The 21,376-nt window shown below is 38.8% G+C and carries 13 protein-coding genes; 1 reads left to right on the forward strand and 12 read right to left on the reverse strand.

The window, feature by feature from the left end; translation table 11 throughout:
* Positions 1-22 precede the first annotated feature (22 nt).
* The 11 genes from I6E11_RS09405 to I6E11_RS09455 form a co-directional block, all read right to left on the reverse strand.
* Complete coding sequence (locus I6E11_RS09405; RefSeq protein ID WP_235337794.1) at positions 23-2,374, reverse strand: TonB-dependent receptor; 2,352 nt, start codon at positions 2,372-2,374, stop codon at positions 23-25.
* A 209-nt stretch (positions 2,375-2,583) separates the two neighbouring features.
* Positions 2,584-3,462 (reverse strand): carbohydrate kinase family protein, encoded by an 879-nt coding sequence (locus I6E11_RS09410; RefSeq protein WP_235337795.1) that lies wholly within the window; start codon positions 3,460-3,462, stop codon positions 2,584-2,586.
* Between the two features lie 66 nt (positions 3,463-3,528).
* A complete protein-coding gene (locus I6E11_RS09415; RefSeq protein WP_235337796.1) occupies positions 3,529-4,683 on the reverse strand; it encodes an MFS transporter in 1,155 nt (384 codons plus the stop codon).
* 1 nt (position 4,684) lies between these two features.
* Positions 4,685-6,481, reverse strand: a complete 1,797-nt coding sequence (locus I6E11_RS09420) for a glycoside hydrolase family 32 protein (protein WP_394800122.1) — start codon at positions 6,479-6,481, stop codon at positions 4,685-4,687.
* Between the two features lie 37 nt (positions 6,482-6,518).
* The gene (locus I6E11_RS09425) at positions 6,519-8,444 is read right to left on the reverse strand and encodes a glycoside hydrolase family 32 protein (RefSeq protein ID WP_235337798.1); all 1,926 of its coding nucleotides are present in this window, start codon (positions 8,442-8,444) and stop codon (positions 6,519-6,521) included.
* Between the two features lie 138 nt (positions 8,445-8,582).
* Complete coding sequence (locus tag I6E11_RS09430; RefSeq protein ID WP_235337799.1) at positions 8,583-10,157, reverse strand: glycoside hydrolase family 32 protein; 1,575 nt, start codon at positions 10,155-10,157, stop codon at positions 8,583-8,585.
* A 13-nt stretch (positions 10,158-10,170) separates the two neighbouring features.
* Positions 10,171-11,556 carry a DUF4960 domain-containing protein gene (locus tag I6E11_RS09435; RefSeq protein WP_235337800.1) on the reverse strand — a complete coding sequence of 462 codons (1,386 nt, stop codon included), beginning with the start codon at positions 11,554-11,556 and terminating at the stop codon, positions 10,171-10,173.
* A gap of 23 nt (positions 11,557-11,579) precedes the next feature.
* On the reverse strand, positions 11,580-13,316 hold the full coding sequence (locus tag I6E11_RS09440) for a RagB/SusD family nutrient uptake outer membrane protein (RefSeq protein WP_235337801.1): 1,737 nt from the start codon (positions 13,314-13,316) through the stop codon (positions 11,580-11,582).
* 60 nt (positions 13,317-13,376) lie between these two features.
* The gene (locus tag I6E11_RS09445; protein WP_235337802.1) at positions 13,377-16,484 is read right to left on the reverse strand and encodes a SusC/RagA family TonB-linked outer membrane protein; all 3,108 of its coding nucleotides are present in this window, start codon (positions 16,482-16,484) and stop codon (positions 13,377-13,379) included.
* A 267-nt stretch (positions 16,485-16,751) separates the two neighbouring features.
* Positions 16,752-17,576, reverse strand: coding sequence for a prolipoprotein diacylglyceryl transferase (gene lgt, locus I6E11_RS09450; protein WP_235337806.1), 825 nt, complete (start codon positions 17,574-17,576; stop codon positions 16,752-16,754).
* Positions 17,577-17,680: 104 nt separating this feature from the next.
* On the reverse strand, positions 17,681-18,580 hold the full coding sequence (locus tag I6E11_RS09455; protein WP_235337803.1) for a diaminopimelate dehydrogenase: 900 nt from the start codon (positions 18,578-18,580) through the stop codon (positions 17,681-17,683).
* Positions 18,581-18,785: 205 nt separating this feature from the next.
* Between I6E11_RS09455 and ruvA the strand changes: the two genes are divergently transcribed.
* Entirely contained in the window at positions 18,786-19,385 is a 600-nt protein-coding gene (gene ruvA / locus I6E11_RS09460) for a Holliday junction branch migration protein RuvA (protein ID WP_235337804.1), read from the forward strand.
* Positions 19,386-19,388: 3 nt separating this feature from the next.
* On the opposite strand, the gene glmS is transcribed toward ruvA, so the two are convergent.
* The gene (gene glmS / locus I6E11_RS09465; RefSeq protein ID WP_235337805.1) at positions 19,389-21,233 is read right to left on the reverse strand and encodes a glutamine--fructose-6-phosphate transaminase (isomerizing); all 1,845 of its coding nucleotides are present in this window, start codon (positions 21,231-21,233) and stop codon (positions 19,389-19,391) included.
* Positions 21,234-21,376: the final 143 nt, after the last annotated feature.

Below are 21,376 nucleotides of genomic sequence, written 5' to 3' on the forward strand. Positions count from 1 at the left end.
CTTTTTATATATTGTTTTTAGATCAAAATTTCAAACTCGCTGTAAATTCCACAGTGAACGGACGGATATAGCTACCAGCCATTACGTGTCCGGCATACTGTCCTGCATCTTCTTTCTCAATAAGTTCTGCACCAGCTATACTACCCTTAGCTCCAGTCTGGTTAAGGAAATTAACGACAGTACATCCCAAGGCTAGCTTCTTGTTTACCTGCCAGTTCAAACCACCGAATGTTTCCCAACGACCATTAAAATAATAAGCATCATTTATGTTGGCATAAGTCTTGCTGAAATAACGGAAACTTGTCCATATTTTTAAATCCTTTGTAATCATGTAACTTGGATCAATTTCAACAATCACCTGTGGAATTTCCGCTACTATATTTCCTGTTGCATTAATTTTTCCTACATAACCGTCAGAAAAGACTACAGAAGTTTCATATTTCTTGTATGTCGGTTTCTGATATGTAAACAGGAAGTGAAGATCAAATCCTTTGAAAGGGCGAGCCACTACGTCTGTTGTCCATCCCAAAGTCTGAATATCGAATGTCAACGGAGCAGCCATAATCTCTGTCTGTCCTGCATCAGTCTTATGCTGAAGGTTCAATGTAGAGTTATTGTTTGTCTTTGAAATATAAGAGAAAAGCGAAGTCAAACTCAACCATTCATTGTTATAATAAATTCCGGCACGACCCAAAGGTACAGATATTTTGTCTACATTTGGCAGAGTTGCCGGTGCAAAGTTTTCAATTTTAGGGTGCTGAGTAATATAAGTAAAGTCTCCTGTAAAGCCAAACTGCTTATTCAATTTGTATGTAGCAGCAGCCGTAAGAGCATAGTTCAACCAGTCATAACTCATAGGAGTTGCAGCTATTTTTGTAGTACCGTCAGGAGCTGTTGCACCAAGATTATAATTGGCAAAACGTCCCACATAATTTCCTTTTGCATCTCTCACTGCTGCATTTTCACCACGCAAAGCCTGATATTCCAAACGTGCACCATAATATACATTCAGGAAATCTGTAATATCCCAATCGTGAGTAAAATAAAGTGCCAGTTTATTTTCGTAACCATTATAATATTCAGATGCGTTTTTATTCAAATCGTAATAATATCCATTACCCTCATATGTACGTCCGTTGCCGCTTGCATAATTTGTATTATAAAGTCTTACTGGATAACTTCCGTCCGAAGGAACTGACTGGTCATACATTGTAGTACTTGAAGTATAGTCAATATCATAATACCATTCATTAAGTCCTAATCTCCATGTTCCATTATTCAGTTTCTTTGAAAGTTCAGTTGTAAACATGAATGAATCTATAAATCCACGGTTCAGACATGACATACGGCTCTGAACATATTCTCCTGTGTATTGCTGCATACTTCCATCAGCAGCTTCATACTGATAATTGATGCCGACTTCATTCTTATCTAGCGACATCGGAGTTTGGAAAACCAATGAACCTTTTGAATGATCATATTTCATTACTGTTTTCCAGTTAAGTCCGTTATCCCAAGTATAGTCGTTCATCAAAGTCACTACATGACCTATATTTTCAGTTGCATCATATAGATTAGTCTTCTTAATTTCTCCTGTTCGCATATCACGATACACCATTTCATTATCCATAGGAAGATATGATGTAGTACCCAAGGTAAAATCACCGAATTCACGCACACTACCATCACCTACATATACGAATGGAGCAGACTGTGTTGCATAATTATATACAGGATGGCTCTTTGAAAAATTATAAAGTGCAGTGAAAGCACCTCTGTTGTCATTATATTTCTTTGTAATGGCAAATTTATAGATCTGTGTACGGTCCTGGAATGGAGTCGACTTAATATCGAATGTTCCAGGATCGAAATCCTGATACATACTTGCGCTATATAACCAACCTTTGCCTAATCCTCCATTAAGATTAAGTGATACTTCCTGCATTCCGAAGTGATTGGTTTTGTAGTTTAATGTTCCGTTGAAGTTTTCCTGTCCTAGCTGAGTAAACGAATTGACGGCATAACCGATATTACCCGTTGTTACAGCAGTTTCGGAGATTTTAAGTAATCCCACATGACTAAGGCTGGCATCTGCACGCCAAAGTGAATTTACAGTGTGAGGATTGGTTGCATAAGTAACAGGTATTCCATTCTCCAAAACATTCACATCAGCCGAAGGCAGACCAATTTGAATTTCACGAGGACCGTTCGCACTAGCGGCATTAAGCATCACATTTCTGTTTGCCTCTTCTTTCTTGTTGTTGCCGCCTTCAGTCTTTTCTTGTGCATAAGTTGTTGCACAGGCCACGGCAAGTAATAACACTGCCGAGTTAATTCTTTTTAGATTTTGCGCTTGTTTAGTTTTTGCTTTCATGCAGTTTATTATATATAAAATTTTGTACAAATCTATAATAGATAAACAAACGCCCTAGTAATGAATGTTTCATATAAAATAAAAAATGTTTCATGTAACATTATTACATATACATGAAACATTTTTTTAAGAAAGTTCTCTTTCTTGTATCTTATATCAGGACCTATCACGCAATAGGCCCAAACTTAGAATTATGTTTATATATTCATTTAATCCAAATACACTTCAGGCAATACCGGCATTGCACCGTTCTGAGTACATACATATGCCGACACCTTTACTGCCAATTCATGAGCTTCACGGACTGATTTTCCTTTGAGGATTGAAGCTACAAATGTTGCTGTGAAAGAATCACCAGCTCCTACAGTATCAGCTACCACAACCCTTGGAGTTTCTACAAACGATACACTGCCAGGAGTGAATACATAACTTCCGTTTACACCGCAAGTCAGAATCAGCATCTTAAGATTGTATTTGGCTAGGAGAATCCAGCACTTGTCCTGAAGGTCTATACCTGGATAACCGAACATACGGCTCACTGTAACCAACTCCTCATCGTTTATCTTCAATATGTTACATTTGCTGAAAGAGTTGCAAAGTATATCCTTGGTGTAAAATCCCTGACGGAGATTGATATCGAATATCTTTAGTACATTGTCATCTTTAGGCATGGCATCTATGAAACGGTTAATTGTCTCGCGGGATACTACACTTCTCTGCGCCAAAGAACCGAAACATACCGCACGAGTATGTTTTGCCAGATCCTCCAGGCCGGCTGTATAAGGGATATTATCCCAGGCTACACCTTCCTTTATGTCATAACATGGAACACCTTCGGCATCAAGTTCTACCTGTACGGTGCCGGTAGGATAAGGAACTGTATCTACTATTCCGTAAAGTTTCTTATCGCGGAAATTCTCTAAAATTTCCTGACCCAATTTATCATCACCTACTGCACTTACCACACGGCTGTTCAGACCAAACTGTGATATGTGATATGCAAAATTTGCTGGGGCACCACCCAATTTCTTTCCTTCTGGAAGCACATCCCATAGTGCCTCACCCATTCCTACTACGATATCGTTCATGATATTAATTAAGAATTAAAAATTAAAAATTATGAGTTATGAGTTGTTAGTTATTAGAGTAAAAACTTATTTCCTTAATCTCATAGTGTAAAAAAGCAAGTAAATCACTCCTACTCCCATTACGGCAACAGCACCGTCCTGTCCGGCTGCATCAGATGCAAAACCCATAAGCAAAGGGAAAACTGTTCCACCGAAAAGACCCATTATCATCAAACCGGATATCTCATTTTTCTTTTCAGGTAGAGAAAGAAGTGCCTGAGAGAATATGATGGAGAATACATTTGAATTGCCAAAACCAATCAAGGCTATTGAGGCATAGACTACAAACTCAGCATCTGAGCTCAAAAGTCCGATCATGGCTGCAAGCATACAAAGTACGCTTATCAGGAAAAATGTTCGAGAAGATACTTTCTGAAGTATGATCGAGCCTGAAAAACAGCCTATTGTACGGAATATGAAATAAAGACTGGTGGCAAAAGATGCATCATCAAGACTCATACCCAAACGTTCCATCAAAATCTTTGGAGCAGTTGTATTTGTTCCGACATCTATTCCTACATGACACATTATGCCGATAAAGCACAACAGAATAAAAGGAGAACCGAGTAGTCTCAAACAGTCTACAAAACCGGAAGCCTTGTCGGGACGCTCCTCTTCTATTGGAGTGGTACTAAGCCAAAGAATGGCGATTATGGCAATTACCATATAGACAGGGAAAAGAATTCTCCAACCCAATCCGAATGTTGGCATTGCCTGAGTTGCTCCCCACATGGCTATATAAGGAGCCAAAAATGAAGCAATGGCCTTTACAAACTGACCGAATGTCAAAGAACTGGCTAGTTTATCACCACTGATAATATTGCTCAATAGAGGATTCAGGGATGTCTGCATTAAGGCATTACCGATACCGAGAAGAGAGAAGGAACAGAGCATCAAGGCATAATTGTCACCGAATACGGGCAACAACAGAGATGCAAATGTAACTATCAAACTTAGGACTACAGTCTTCTTTCGTCCGATACGGTTCATCAATACACCGGTAGGAACTGAAAATATCAGAAACCAGAAAAATACCAGAGATGGGAAGATATTGGCTTGAGAATCACTCAAGCCAAGATCTGCCTTTACATAATTGGATGCTATTCCAACCAGGTCTACAAAACCCATTGCAAAAAAACATAGCATCACAGGAATTAATTTATTTATTTTTACTGTAGCCATTTTACTTTATTTGATAAATGTTTATATTGTTGACCTTATACCTATTGCCGTCATTTTCAAAAGTAACAATATCATAAGGTACAGACGGGTACACACAGTTAGTCATCACATATTTTCCATTGTCAATAAAAGCCTCAATGCTTGACTTATCAACAAACAGACGAAGCTTAAGTTCTTTTGATTTACCGACAGGCATTTCTGTTTTTGCAGCAAAATCATTGCTGAAAGATACTTCACCACTCTTTGTACGGTCCATGACAAATGTCTTACTTACAACATTATATGTCATTAAGACTTTGTCACCATTACTGTTGGAAAGAGAAAAAGTTACTTCTTTAGATTTTCCTGGGTTAATAGACAATTCCATTTCATAAGCTCCATTGTCGCTCTGTGGTGACAGTGATATTGTTTCTGTTTTGGCTACATTCAAAGATTTTATTTTCCTGACATCTTTTCGTGCTGATACCATTTCCTTGCATGGTTCAGATTTCAAGAAAAGACTTTCGTCTTTCTTATAAAGAGACAAATCTCTAGCTATGGTATTGGCACTGCGATACTGTTTAGTTGGAACATTATTGGCATACTGCCAGTTACTCATCCAGCCTATAGCTATGCATCTTCCATCAGGAACATTGTTCCATGTTACTGTGGCATAGTGATCTTTGCCGTAATCCATCCATTTTGTCTCTTCTGGATAATTATTTGTAAAAGTGGTACCATCAAAATCACCTACAAAATACTGTGTTGCAGAACCACCGAAAGGACCGCCTGGGTTAATATTGCATATCAATACCCATTTTTTGTCTTTTGTGCCTTCAACAGGAAGTTCTACCAGATCAGGACATTCCCATACACCTCCATGACATCCCTGTCCTTCACCAAAATTGCTTTCCTTTTTCCAGTCTTTCAAGTTTTTTGACGAATAAATTTCCATATGCTGTCCCACAGCAAGCATCATCACCCAATGTTCTTTCGGAGCATACCAAAATACTTTAGGGTCACGAAAATCCTTTTCGCTTGAAGTCAAGATTGGATTATTTTCGTACTTTATAAAAGTCTTACCATTATCAAGGCTATATGCCATACTCTGAGTCTGGCAGTCTCCCCAAGGGGTTTGTTTTGCCGAAGTATAGAATGCTATAACAGTCCCTTCACCATATCCGGAAGTATTGTTTTTGTCAACTACGCAAGAACCGCTGAATATCGTACCTATGGCATCAGGAGCGATAGCAACACCTTCATCTTTCCAGTTCACGAGATCGGTAGAAGTGGAATGGCTCCAGTGCATGTTTCCCCAAACAGAGCCGTAAGGATTATACTGGAAATACAGATGATATACACCATCTTTGTAGAACATTCCGTTCGGGTCGTTCATCCAACCGTATGTAGGGGTATGATGATACAAAGGACGGAATTTTTCTGTATCAAGAATAAAATTGTCCGACTCCTTAATATCACTCCAACAAATAGAATTTGAAGGGACACCCCTTACAATCATAATGACGCTGTCTTTGGCAAATTTCGATAAATCAAGCGGTACATAATAGTCTGTTTTACCTCGCGACATACGTATCTTTTGAGTGTAATCAGACAGCTTTGCGTTATTATAGACAAAATCTATTTCTCCTTCCGGAGCTGAATCTTCCACAGGAATCAGAAGATACCTTTTATCGGTATTAATATAAACGAAATTATTTTCGTTACCAAGATTTTTCACCCTAATCGCAGCATTTCCTCCTGAAATTCCCATAGAAAATACAAGAGAAAGACAAAGGGTTGCAGTTTTCATATTAATCATATTTCTTTCAAATAATTGTTAATACACAAATTTACTATTATTTCCACACACTTTTCATATTCCAGACATTCATACTGACATCAGTGGTATTTCCTTTCTCAGAATACAGTTCTACACCGTATTGATTATCACCCGGGAAAGTCAGTAAAGAAAAGACCAGTCGTCCGTCACCTGCAAATATCTCCACACTTGATTTATCTACAAAGATATGCAACCTTAGTTTTCCATCAGTCAAAGGTATATACCCATTCATTGTTCGGTTAAATCTAGGAATATTTTCTGAAGTACAATTTGTTCTGTCAACAGACAGTAATGAAACTTCGGAATCATATCTTATCGGCAAACTTCTGTTTTCTCCTACACACAGGTTCAGGCCTACCACGTCCGCTTCCCTCAAAGTAAACGTTACATCCATCTCATAGGAATTCTGTTTTGGAAGCATAGACGGTACTACCATTGTACCTTTCTCTATTACTCCTTTAAATTTTCTATTCTTTGTACGTAGTTTACTCAATTTTTCAAACGGCTCCTGAACAAGACGAACTCCTTCAGGCAATGTTTTTAAAGATATTGTACGAGGTATAGACCAGAATCCGAAACCTCTGGAAGATGGAATTTCGCCTCGCGCATAATCCCAATTGTTCATCCACGCCATCCATACCATCTTATCCAAGGTTCCATCGTAATCTTTGAAAGCGCGTGCGGCATAGAAATCACTACCTTCGTCTATCCATAAAGCATGTTCCATATTATTGGCTCTCAACTCATCAGAAAACAATATATGGTCTATATTAATAAAGCCAAAATCATCTCCCGAATAATCATCAAGTATTCTTATTCTTGCTTTCTGTCCAATATAATCTGAAACATTCCATCCGTTCCATTTCATATATGACGAGTTATCACCTGTTGATGTCCTTACAACAGAATCATTTACCAACAAATCAATACATGTTTTTCCGGGATGATTTCCGCCCGAAATCAAAAAATCAATTGCCGGTGAAGATATGATGAACTCAGGAGAAAGCAATGCTCCTTTCATTTTGTCGTTGCCGCCGTATGAAGATGCCATGCCGGAACCAAGATGTGACGACATGTTATTCCTGTCTGGAGCCACCCAGAAAGCTTCGCCTTTCCTCTCCCACAATCCATAATTTTCTCCGTTAAAGTCAGCAAAGACTTTACCATTCAAGCCTTTTCCCTCAATAAGGAAGTCTTTACAGTCATTATCGAGTTCAAAAGACTTTCCGTTAAATGTTCCGACAAAATACTGTCCCTTATTTGGTCCTACAGATGTCATCAACACCCAAGTTTTCTTTTTTGAATCTCCATCTAAAGGCAAAATATAGATATCAGGACATTCCCATATATTCTCGCATGCTCCCAATTGTCCGAAATCGCTCATCCAATCCCATTTCTTCAAATCAAGAGATGAATAAAATTCAATTTTCCTTTCTATTGGCGAGGATACTACCATCACCCATTTTTGTTCAGGTTCATACCAGAATACCGTCGGATCACGAAAATCTTCTGAATTTTTATCTAACACCGGATTTCCATCATAATAATGCATCAATCCGTCACTACCTTCTACAGAAAGGCCCTGAGACTGGATTTTTGTTTTCTTATCAGTCATTGTATAAACAGCAATAACCTTATTCTCACCAAACGATGCTGTATTTTTCTTATCAACTACACAAGATCCGGTAAAATACATGAAACTGTTATCATCACCTACAACCGCTCTTGAAGAAGTTTCCTTATAACTTGTAAAATCTTCTGTGTATGCTCTACCCCACCAAAACAAATTATATTTTCCTTTGTTATAAATCAAACCGCAAGGGTCACCTATACCGCCTGTTTTCGGAGCGAAATGATAAACTGACCTGTAACTCTCATTATATTGAGGATATGCGCTATAAGCTATAGCGAAAGCTGCAAACATTACAAATAGTTTCTTCATATCCATTAATATTTAATTTTCCAGACTCAAGCTAATCATAGCGATATTCCATGCTGTTTATTTATATTGATATAAACTGAGAGCTTTTCATCAATACAAATAAACAGCTGAAATAAGACCATTATATCAAGAATCTGATTAATAATACATTACACTTAAATCACTTACAGTTATATCTCCGTCATAACAATTGATAGACCAACAATTTTTCTGTAAGCCATATACCCTGTTTGTATAGGCAAGCGCATCATTAATATACACTACACATACTGAATTGTCTGTAAGTATTGTTATATCGTATGTATTGTCAGCAGGAGTATCAAAGTAATAACTGTCTGCACCTGAAATAAATCCTTTTCCTCCTTCTTCCTCGAAATTCAACTTTTTCTTAGCTCCATTTTCTTCAGGATTGACAATAACACTGTAGAACTTCTCTGAATCATTTCCACGACAGAATGAGAAGCCAAATTTATCTAATGCTGTAGAAGCTGTAACTTTGAATGTAATCTTATTATGTACATTAAGTCTGTTGAACAACACGTGACTATCGGCAGACAAAGAATAATCACCGTTATTCACCTGAACTCCGTTCTCAGACTGTGCCATAACCTTCACATCGGATGTCTTGTTATATTTATTGACAAAACCTTCAACAGGACTCAAAGTAAGAGAACCGTTTTCATGTTGGATAAGCTTATGAGCAACTAATGCTCCTGCCCATTCAGGCTCCTTATCACCGCTTACTTCAGTATTGTCATTACCTTTTCTTGTAGGACACCATCCCCAAATGTACCTGTCAGTTCCATTGGAAGCAGTTTTACCTGCATAAAAAGCTCTCGAATCAAGATAGCCGTTATGATTGTCTGGCCATTCAGGATTATCTTCATCAGTAATCACGTTTTTAAGTTCCTCTAAAGTTTCAGCTTTAAAATACTGAACTCTTCTCTCATACACGTTTTGGTCAGAATATATCAGATACCACCAGTTACCCATCTTAAAAATATCAGCGCATTCATAGAATCTGCCCCAACGATTTTTAAAGAAAACATCTTTATTTGTCCATTCTAGAAGATTATCAGATGTTAGTTCAGCAAGAACACCTTTACCTTCCTTGTTTGTAGAAACAATCATATGGAACAATCCGTCGTCACCCTTAAAGACAAATGGGTCACGGAAATTCTTCACATCGTAGCCATAATCATCTCCCTGAAGATAAAGGGCTCTGTTCTTTGTCCATGTCTTGAAGTCGGAAGATGTGGCAAGCATTATCACTTCCTGTGATGCAGTATGTCCTGTATAGAAAGTATAGTACAATTTATCCGCTTCATTATATATAGTAGAACCTGTTCCGATGGCAGCGTCAGGCTCAGATTCCGAACCGCATGGAATCAACTCGTCCAAAGAAGTATATGACGAAAAATCCTTAGTAGAAACTCCCCATATTGGATGGTAAGTCAAGTCTGGATTAGGACGGAGGTCGCGAAGATACAAAATCTTGAAATCTTCTGCTACCGGGTCATAGAAAGGCATAGGGTCGCCTACATAACCTACGTATGGCTGATAAAAAGTACCGAAAGTCTTCTCTTCAGTAGGAGAAAAATAATTTGCGGTACCATCCCAGTCCTTTTGAGTAAGGACTGGAGAATTATCATTGCAGCTTGCCATTGGCAGAGTCATAGTTGCCAAAAGCATTGTATATATTATATTTTTCATAAACTACTTAATTTTATTTACATAAATAATTGATGATATTCATTGTAAGTTTTTCCATATTCGTGAAATATGCATTATCAACATTTGCATCTTTCCATTCGTAACCTGACGCACCTATAGTAATAACGGTACCGTTTGGTTCTGAGCCATATTGTGCTATACAAACTCTATTAACATCGTAACTGCCAATACCACTAGCCAAAGGAGTAGCTCCAGTTTTTTGTTTCCATCCATCCATACTAAAATATGGCTCCCAATCAACTCCCCATTGCAAAGCACGACCAGTAGTCTTACAACCTATTTCACGTAAATAAATAATCTTGTCACCACCATTGTCGTTTACCGTTATTCCATTATATATTTCCTGATCCTCATAAGTTTTTATAGAGAATCCCAAATCTTCAGTCAATGTAGTCTCAGCATATTCTCCACCCCACATATTATTAGGTTCAGCATTCATAGATGAAACGCCCCACATATCCGTCTTAACATATCTCATTGCCTCACGGGATGCAAAAATATTACCTCCGGCATTCCAATATTCTCTTATCTTATCCTTTGTATCATATGCAGCACTTGGCCAATCACCTATTCCATTCCAATCCCAATGACACCAAATCATCTTATAATCAGTCAAACGAACCTTTCCATCTTTAATCTCATTAAGAGATATGTATTTGGAATTTGGAATATTCCTAAGCATCCATTCAGCAGCAGCTCTTGTTTCATCATTCAACTCTGAAACTGTATTTGCTATTCCTACGAAAGCCTTAGGCTCGACTGAAACATCAGTCTTTTCTATTTGGATAGTATATTCTTTAACAGCTGTCTTATAAGTTGCAGTTATTTTTACATTATTATTTGAAAAATCAACTACTGAATTATTTTCTATCGAAACAGTTGTACCGGTACTCACTTCATAAGCTACAACTATATTTGAAAGATTTGTATTCGTAGGAACATAAACCTTTATAGTAGCAGTTTCTTCATCAATAATACCATTATAAATATTGTTTAAAGTTAAAGACAATATTTTGGCCTCATGATTCTTGACATTTATCACATAATCGAAAAAAGCATCACCATTGGTCACCCTTATGCTTTGTGGAAAAGAGAAATTCAGTTTGTCTCCTACTTTAATAGTGGCATCAGCACCTTCCGAAAGTTCCAGTTGGCTGACAGTCATAGACTTGATTGAATAGTCATAAGGTACTTCTACTGTTATACTAGCGTTTACGTTGTCGATAACGCCTTCATATTGATCATCAAGTACTATCTTATTTATAAATGTATCCCCTTGCAATGACAAACCGGAATCACCCTTATTATCGCAAGCTGACATTACTGACAAAAACAATGTCAGACACAATAAATATAATTTGTATATATATGTTCTCATAATTATTTCTTTTAAAATATTTATTACCATCCTCCGCAATTCTGATCATAAATATCATTGCTGGCACTTATCTGAGCAAAAGGTATAGGAAGATACTCATTCTTATTTTTTGTAAAGTGGGCACTGGAGTAAATCGAGCATACATCAGCTTCTCCTGCATAGTATGCGTTAAGAACGCTTTCAGCTTCGCCCCAGCGAACAAGGTCGAAGAATCTGTCAGACTCCATAGCAAGTTCCAAACGACGTTCGAACTTAAGTCTCTTGAGAGCCTCAGCCTGACTGCAATCAGTATCAGAATATGGTTCTACAGAGAATTTTACATGATAATCATCTTCATAATTTGCAATCATAGAAGTACTTGTCTTCGCTCTGTTTCTTATTCTATTTATCAATCCTATAGCTTCAGAAATTCTTCCGTCATTAAGCTGGATAATAGCTTCTGCTCTCATAAGAAGCACATCAGCATATCTGATTACAATATGGTTCATAGAAGTTCCCCACCAAGAACCTTTAACCAGATATCTGCTGTCCGGATCAACATTCTGTTTCAATGTCACATAATATCCGTAAAGACCGTTACTTCTGCTCCATACAGATGTTTTTGCCATAATATACTTAGGATTGAACTCATAAGGCAGACCAGGCATACCGACTGTAAGAAACAGACGAGGGTCTGCATTATCTACAGTCATATTATAGTTTACATCATTGAAATTATCAAACATCGGATAACCATCTATTGTAGTCTTGAATGCATTCACCAGGTTCTGGCTTGGCTTATAGAAGTCACATCCACCATCTGTCACTCCCGGTATATTAGGAACGATAAGACCGTTTGACCAATTACAATTACCGTTAGTAGTACCATCATTGATAGAATACTGCATAGCCCACAAAGACTCCTTGCCGTTCTCATATTCAGGCTCAGGACGGAAGTTATTGTGGAAATCACTTTCCAGACCATATCCTCCAGCAGTCATGATTGCCTCTTCTGTGTATTTAACCACATTTTTCAAATCATCCTCATTGATGCTTGTAACCTCATTGTTTTCAGGATTATCCTGTCTGTAAGCCTTATAGAGGTAAGTTTTTGCCAAATACGCAGCTGCCGCACCTTTTGTAGGTCTTCCTTTGTCAGCCTGAGTATCAGGAAGGTTATCAAATGCAAACTGAAAATCATTTGCTATCTGCTGCCACTGTTCATCATTAGTATAAACTGTATTCGACAGATTATTATATTCCTCAGGAGACATATTTTCATCGTTGGCAATTACTATCTTCTTGAAAAGTTGTTTCAAAAGGAAATGTCCGTGTCCACGCAAGAACTTCATTTCCGCTATTCTCTGATTTTTCAGCGGATAAGTATTTTCATCCATCTGGTCGAGCAACTGCAATGCCGCATTTGCACGCGAGATACAGTTATAAAGTCTCTGCCACATATCGCTGATGTTCCATGCAGTAGTCATAATACCCTGCGAAACCTCAAGGTTATGGAACACATCACCATCCTCAGTACCGTTTCCACCTTTATAGGCATCATCCGAGCGTACGTCATAGTTCCACATTGAAAATGATGAATTTATATCCTCAGCAGAAATCCATACAGCATATGCCGAAATAATCAGATTGTCCACATATTCAGGATTATTAAGCTGTTCGTTATCCATAGAACCCTGAGGATTATGACTGTCAAGAAAGTCAGAACAGCCTGATGTCAGCAACATTAAACTTATAATGAATATATTTATATATGTTTTCATAAGTGTAAGTTTGAAGTTATTAAGTTTCTTGTTTTAAAAAGGGATTTCTATATCTGAAAATCAGAAACCTACATTAATACCAAATGTTAGGTTCATTGGAATAGGGTAACCATAATTAGGATTTTCCGGGTCAACACCTGTAAAATCCTTGCTTGTTATAGTAAGAACATTCTGCGCACTTAGGTATAGTCTCAGTCTGTCAACTTTAAATTTCTGAGATATTGACTTAGGCAAATTATATCCCAATTGTATATTTCTTAATTTCAAGAAAGAACCATTCTCAACAAAGTAAGATGAAACTCTTTTTTCATTGTTTACGTCAGTTCTTGTTAACGCTGGAATATCTGATGAAGAATTATATGGAGTCCATGCATCAAGAAGACGTTTACCCTTATTCAGGAAACCGATATTCAAACCGCTCCACAAGTCTGTTTCTTTCTTCAGATCACTGATGATATCAACTCCCTGTACACCCTGCCAGAACATTGTAAAATCGAAATCCTTATATTCAAAGTACATGTTCAGACCGTAGCTGAACGCAGGTGTCGGATCATAAATCCACTGCTGGTCTTTTTCATTGATTACACCGTTACCATCCAAATCACGCCAACGGATACGACCAACTCCGGCTCCTTCCTGTGTTGCATGATTATCAACCTCTTCCTGGGACTTGAATATTCCATCAGCTACATATCCTACCTGAGAACCATTGGCATGTCCAATCACACTTTCAACACCGTTTCCACCAAATGTTCCATTTGCGGCTACAGTAATAGGTAAAGCTGTTATCTTGTTTCTGTATGTAGAAATATTGGCATTAAAGTCATATTTGAATCCGTTGCCAAATGTCTTTCTATGCCCTATGTTAAATTCAAAACCTTTATTTTCCATCTCACCGGCATTAATCCACTGTGTAGAACCTTCTCCCATTGAGGCTATACCTGCCATTTGCACAAGTATGTCGGTAGTTTTCTTGTAGAACCAATCGAAAGATCCATATAACTGTTGGTTAAACAATGAGAAATCAAGACCTATATTTGTTTGTGTTGTTGTTTCCCATTTTATATCATCATTTCCCAACTGGTTACGTTTAAATCCAGATTGAAGAGTCTGTCCTCCGTTTGTACCTTCAATATCATACGATGTTCCATAGCTCTGTCCTCCAGATTCTGTAACACCATAATTCGGAACATAAAGAGTATAACGGGCTGTATTTGAGATTTCCTGATTACCAGTCTGTCCCCAAGATGCTCTTACCTTAAGGTCATCAAGCCATTCTATATCTTTCATAAACTCTTCCTGACTCATACGCCATCCTAAAGAAACAGAAGGGAAAGTGGCAAAACGGTTGTTTTTACCGAACCTTGAAGAACCATCCCGACGTACAGTCAACGAAGCCAGATACTTGTCATCGTAAGTATAGTTGAATTTTCCAAAGAATGATACCAATGAATAACCATCGCCAGAACCGTAAGCCTGCGCAGTACCTACTCCGGCATCAGGCCACATGAAATCAGGAGTCAGAATTGAAAAGTCTTCTTTGTAACCTGAGAACCATGTATTGTCTTCGTTATTCAATTCAACACCAACCATGGCATCACCTCTGTGCTTGCCTTTTTCAAAATTATAAGTAGCAACAGCATTCCACATCCATCTCATCCAGTGTTCCTGTTTAGCCTCTACAGCATTCTTATCATTGGCTACATTACCTTCAGTGATAGGATAAGTGAATATTCTCTGTTGTTTCTGTGAATAGTCGATACCGAATGTAGAACGGATATTGAAGCCTTTGAACAGATTAAGGTTAATATATGCGTCACCAAACATTCTCCAATAATAATATTTATTATCAGAGTTTCTTTCAAGACGGGCTACGGGGTTTTCACGGTCCGGATATCCACCTACAGGACCAGCATATTCGCCTTCTGAAGTATATACAGGTAAAGAAGGATTGGCCTGCAACACGTTTTGAAGAAATCCACCAGGAGCAGCCACTTCTGAAGTTCTATTAACAGTAAAATGTTCTCCTATTGTAAGAATATTATCTATCAGATTATAATCAGCATTCATTCTGGCTGAGAAACGTTCAAAATCTGTAGTTTTGATTATACCGTTATTTTTATAATATCCCAATGAGAAAAATGAAGAACCTTTCTCCGAACCATTACTTACAGAAAGATTATATTGCTGTACAACACCTGTACGGCTAATTTCATCAAACCAATCTGTATCAGCAGAAGGAACTGTGTTTGCACTGTCTAAGAAACGTGACATACTTATACTATTCAAAACAGGAATGCTATTCTGATCATATCCCCAGTCATAAGAATATCCTAAAGCATTTGTATTCGGATCCTGACCATCGTTTACATAAGCCTGCCACATTGCCTGACCATATTCTTTTGCGTTCAGAACCTCCATTTTATTTGTGTACATAGAAGCTGAAACTGAAGCATCGAAATTAACTTTAATCTGACCTTCCTTACCTTTCTTAGTCGTTACGATAATAACACCATTCGCTGCACGTGAACCATAAATAGAAGCAGAAGCGGCATCTTTCAACACTTGAATAGATTCAATATCGTTACCGTTCAACTCATGCATACCGCCCTTAGTTGGCACACCATCTATAATATATAAAGGGTCATTATTATTTAATGTTCCAATACCACGAATACGGATTGTTGTAGAGCCACTTGGGTTACCATCCGCTGTAATGTTCATACCTGGTACCCTTCCCTGGAGGGCTTTCATAGGGTTGTTTTCATTTTGCTTGGAGATTTCATCCATACTAACAACAGAAACTGCACCTGTTAAGTCAGCCTTACGTTGCGTAGTGTAACCAGTAACAACCACCTCTTCTAGCACTTCAGCATCTTCTTTAAGTAAAATATTCATCACATTCTCAGCCTTCAAGGTTTCGGTTTTATATCCCACAAACGAAACTGAGATTGAACTACCAGCGCTTACTGTTAAAGTAAACTTTCCATCAATATCGGTAATTGTACCATTGGTATTATTACCATTCTCTACAACAGTAGCACCTATAACCGGGGAATTGTCAACAGCAGATAGGACTGTTCCTTGAACCACTAAATCTTGCGCATGCACTACTATGCATATAAATAAGAATAGCGCAATAAGAAATTTTCTTTTCATGCTTTCCATACGCATTAAATAATTAGATTGTTTAATTGAAAATTGTTTATGCAAAAATACACACAATCATAAAAAACAATCTGTAACAAATGTTTCAACTAGAATAATAAATGTTTCATGCAACATTTTTATCAGCAAAAGTATCATTTTTACAAGCCGTTGGCGGATGCTGAATTTTCAGGCCTCGGAAGAAATAAAAAAAATGAGCTGTCATTTCAACTAAAACGACAGCTCATTTTACATAAAACGTCAAGACGTTTTTATCATAAGGAATTTTCAGAATGCTTCTTTGCGTTTTCCACTTGTGGCTATAAGATATATTCCAAGCAATATCAACGGTACACTCAACCATTGACCGATGTTCAGTGTCATGCCTACTTCTTCAGACACCTGAGGATTCTTGATGAATTCCAGTCCCAGACGGGCACCAAAGAATATCAGAAGAGACACCCCGGTGATAAGCCCTATGCGTTTTTGGAGTCCGAACTTATGATATGCCAACCAAGAGAAAACAAATGCCACTGCACAATACAGCATTTCGTATATCTGAGTGGGATGACATGCCTGTGCCACTCCGTTCTGATTATAGAGTTCCTGCCACTCGCGTGAACGGACAAACTCAAAACCCCAAGGGAGGTCTGTAGGATAACCGAATATCTCTGAATTCATAAGATTTCCAAAACGGATACACGCACACACTACTGCCACTGCAGGTATCAGACGGTCGAACAACCACCAGACACTTTTGTGGGTAACTTTCTTGGAATACCATATAAGTGCAAGTATCAATGCAAAGACTCCGCCATGACTGGCAAGACCGCCTTTCCAGATTTTCAGTATCTCCAGTGGGTGGGAACCGTAATAATCCCATTCATAGAAAAGACAATGCCCCAAACGGGCTCCTACTACAGCACTGACTATACAATACACAAACAGCTTGTCTGCCCAATCGTCAGGATGTCCTTCTTTCTTGAAAAGACGCGAACCCATTTCGTATGCAAGGATAAATCCCAAACCCCACATTAAGCCGTACCACCTCAGTTCGATAGAACCAAGACGCAAAAGTATAGGATCGACGTCCCAAACGATGCTTCCTAATATCATATTTTCTGGTTTTGAATTACTATTGCAAAGAAAATAAAAAAATCTCTCTCCCAAAACTTATAGGGAAAGAGATTTTATGGAAAGATTGATAAAATTCTGTTTTATACCAGGTGTGCGATCAGTTCTTCGCGGTCGCCTTCAAGAAGGTCGATTACAGGAACTTCAATCATAGTATAACATCCCGGCTGCTGACGCATAGAAGCACGAGCCACACAAACCAATACCTGTGCTGTAAGTGCAGGATTGTTAATCTTCATGTCGAACTCGAACAACTGATTGTGTGTCTTGCCTGATACACCCTTGCGAACAAGGTTTACACCATGACCAACGTCGTTAAGAGCGTCCACACATGGAACCTGGATGACGTGTGTCTCATCGTTTACGAAGTATGCATCCGACTTGATTGCAGCCTCAACTGTCTTGAAATCGGCACCTTCTTCAAGTTCTACATATACCATACGGCGGTGAATACCTGTGCCCACAGGAATAGTCATTGACAATGCATCTTTTACACCTGCAATTGCACGTACGGCTACGGAGTGTCCCATACTGCGACCCGGACCGAAGTTGGTATATGTTATACCTTTTGGAGCAATAGCTTCAAGAAGTGTACGTACTACTGAATCACTTCCCGGATCCCATCCTGCTGCAATGATTGAAACTGCATTATGAGCTTTTGCTGTTTCGTTCAGTGTACGGCGCAAAGATGTAATCTGTGTATGTATGTCGAAACTGTCTACTGTATTTATTCCCAATGCAAGGATTTCCTTTGCATACTGTTCTACGCTACGTGTCGGAGTAGCAAGAATAGCCACGTCTACACCTTCGAGTTCCTTAATGTCCTTTACCACTTTATATGGAGCAAGTTCTGCTGGCTTGTTTTCGTCACCATTACGACGAACTACACCTGCTATCTCAAAATCTGAAGCAGCTTCGAGCGCTTCAATTGTAAATTTTCCGATGTTTCCGTAACCTACTACGGCAGCTCTAATTTTTTTCATAATTCTTATTGGTGTTTAATTATTTGTTCTCTATTTATTTTGCTACAAGAAATGTATCCTGTATTTTTGACGGTGCAAAAATAAAAATTAGAATTGTTCTAAAGAGAAAAATCAAGACGTTTTTTGAAATATTCAGAATACAACTTACAATTTAAAACTTTATTATCTGTATTTTTGTCATTAAATTATAAATTATAACTAAATCATGATTGAATATATAAAAGGGAAACTAGACGATGTAACTCCTACACTGGCCGTAGTGGACTGTAACGGAGTGGGATATGGAATAAACATTTCGCTGAACACCTTCTCGGCCATACAGGGAAAACCTGAGGTGAAACTGTACGTATACGAAGCCATCAGAGAAGATGCTTACGTTCTTTACGGATTTGCCACAAAACAGGAAAGAGAGCTTTTCCTTATGCTTATCACAGTTTCAGGAATAGGCGGAAATACGGCAAGAATGATTTTATCGGCACTGAGTCCGTCCGAACTGTGCAACGTGATAAGTTCCGGAAACGAAAAGCTGTTGAAGATGGTCAAGGGTATAGGATTGAAGACTGCGCAACGTATAATAGTGGAACTTAAGGACAAGATACAAAATATAGGTGTAGAAAGCACCGGAAATGTTTCTACACCTATATCTGCTGCCAACAATGAAATATACGAAGAGGCTGTTGCAGCTCTCACTATGTTGGGATTTGCACAGGCACCGTCGCAAAAGATTGTCGGACAAATTCTTCACGAAGAACCGGACGCACCTGTACAGAAAGTCATCAAGATTGCTCTTACAAGACTCAGATAATACTTATTCCACAGTAACTGATTTTGCAAGATTACGTGGACGGTCGACATCCAGTCCTCTGCATACGGCTATATGATATGCCATGAGCTGCAGCGGAATGGATGTTACCAATGCATCCAGACATTCGGGTACAGGAGGTACTGATATACTGAAATCGGCAAGCGAGCTAATTACAGTATCGCCTTCAGTAACCACTGCCACTACCCTTCCGCCACGTGCCTTTATCTCCTGAACATTGCTCAATACCTTGTCATAAAGCGGCGAGTTGGTAGCTATTACCACCACAGGCATATCTGCATCTATAAGGGCTATAGGACCGTGTTTCATTTCTGCAGCAGGATATCCTTCGGCATGAATGTATGATATTTCCTTTAGTTTCAGAGCACCTTCAAGTGCTATAGGGAAAGAGTATCCACGTCCAAGATAAATGAAATTGCGGGCATATGTGAACATACGCGACAGCCCTGCTATATAGTCATTCTGTTTCAAAACCTGACGCATCTTCTCCGGTATCTCATTAAGCGAGGTTACAATGTCTGTATATTCGCACAATGATATTGTACCCATTTCATGGGCAAGAGAAAGGGCGAACATAAGGAGTACGGTTACCTGACCGGTAAATGCTTTTGTGGATGCAACTCCTATCTCCGGACCTACGTGGATATAGGAACCGGAATCGGTGGCACGCGCTATGGACGAACCTACCACATTACAAATTCCATATACGAATGCTCCACTATTATGTGCCAGCTCTATAGCAGCAAGCGTATCGGCAGTCTCGCCACTTTGCGATATGGCTATCACCACATCGCGGACTGAAATAACAGGATTGCGATAACGGAATTCCGAGGCATACTCCACTTCCACCGGTATACGGCACATGGTTTCGATGAGTTGTTTTCCTATCAGTCCGGCATGCCATGATGTACCGCAGGCCACTATTATGAAACGTCCGGCATTAACAAACTTTTCTCTATGTTCTTTCACTGCCGAAAGCAATATTGACATTGTCTCTGTATTGAGGCGTCCGCGCATACAATCGGCTATGCACTCCGGCTGATCGAATATTTCCTTAATCATGAAATGTGGATAACCGCCTTTCTGAAGCTGACCGATGTTCAATGCTATGGTCTGTGCCTCGTGCGAACATTCCACATTATCCAAATCGACAATTTTGATAGGTTCGCCATCCTTGAGTACGGCAATTTCTCCATCCGACAGATATATCACTTTGTTGGTGTATTCCACTATTGGAGTAGCATCCGAAGCCAGGAAATATTCATCATCGCCTATACCAACCACCAGTGGGCTACTTTTACGGGCTGCTATTATTGTCTCGGGATGATTTCTGTCTACTATGGCAATGGCATATGCACCTATAACCTCTTTAAGAGCCAACTGTACAGATGTAAGAAGATCCAAATTTCCTTCTGTCTGTATATAATCTATCAGCTGAACCAATACTTCTGTATCGGTACTGCTCTTGAATACATATCCTTTGTCAATGAGTTTCTGTTTCAGGACGGCATAGTTTTCTATTATACCATTGTGTACCAAGGCCAGACGACCGTTCATTGATGTATGAGGATGAGAATTGGCTGTGCTTGGCTCGCCATGAGTAGCCCAACGTGTATGGGCTATTCCGGTAGATGCCGAAGTGTCCTTGCCTATGACAGTCTGTTCCAAATCGGCAACTTTTCCTACTGATTTATAAACTTTCAGGTCTCCCGGAGTATTCACAAGTGCAACTCCAGCACTGTCATATCCCCTATACTCCAATTTACGAAGACCTTCGACAAGCACAGGCCATGCCTGACGCTTGCCAATGTATCCTACGATTCCACACATATTTATATTCTTGTTTTGTTATGTAGGTCGGCGGCATTGCTGCCGCTTTCCCCATTAAGAACTGTACGTGCGACTTTCACCGCATACAGCTCAGATAATTCTAAATTTAATTCTCATAAAATTAAATCGGCTCATAATCATTT

The organism is Bacteroides caecigallinarum, from assembly GCF_021531075.1.
Classification (GTDB): domain Bacteria; phylum Bacteroidota; class Bacteroidia; order Bacteroidales; family Bacteroidaceae; genus Phocaeicola; species Phocaeicola caecigallinarum_B.

Bases quoted from the DNA above. Each gene is read 5' to 3' on its own strand.
- I6E11_RS09405 (WP_235337794.1), bottom strand. From the start codon at position 2,374: ATGAAAGCAAAAACTAAACAAGCGCAAAATCTAAAAAGAATTAACTCG.
- I6E11_RS09410 (WP_235337795.1), bottom strand. From the start codon at position 3,462: ATGAACGATATCGTAGTAGGAATGGGTGAGGCACTATGGGATGTGCTT.
- I6E11_RS09415 (WP_235337796.1), bottom strand. From the start codon at position 4,683: ATGGCTACAGTAAAAATAAATAAATTAATTCCTGTGATGCTATGTTTT.
- I6E11_RS09420 (WP_394800122.1), bottom strand. From the start codon at position 6,481: ATGATTAATATGAAAACTGCAACCCTTTGTCTTTCTCTTGTATTTTCT.
- I6E11_RS09425 (WP_235337798.1), bottom strand. From the start codon at position 8,444: ATGAAGAAACTATTTGTAATGTTTGCAGCTTTCGCTATAGCTTATAGC.
- I6E11_RS09430 (WP_235337799.1), bottom strand. From the start codon at position 10,157: ATGAAAAATATAATATATACAATGCTTTTGGCAACTATGACTCTGCCA.
- I6E11_RS09435 (WP_235337800.1), bottom strand. From the start codon at position 11,556: ATGAGAACATATATATACAAATTATATTTATTGTGTCTGACATTGTTT.
- I6E11_RS09440 (WP_235337801.1), bottom strand. From the start codon at position 13,316: ATGAAAACATATATAAATATATTCATTATAAGTTTAATGTTGCTGACA.
- I6E11_RS09445 (WP_235337802.1), bottom strand. From the start codon at position 16,484: ATGGAAAGCATGAAAAGAAAATTTCTTATTGCGCTATTCTTATTTATA.
- I6E11_RS09455 (WP_235337803.1), bottom strand. From the start codon at position 18,580: ATGAAAAAAATTAGAGCTGCCGTAGTAGGTTACGGAAACATCGGAAAA.
- ruvA (WP_235337804.1), top strand. From the start codon at position 18,786: ATGATTGAATATATAAAAGGGAAACTAGACGATGTAACTCCTACACTG.
- glmS (WP_235337805.1), bottom strand. From the start codon at position 21,233: ATGTGTGGAATCGTAGGATACATTGGCAAGCGTCAGGCATGGCCTGTG.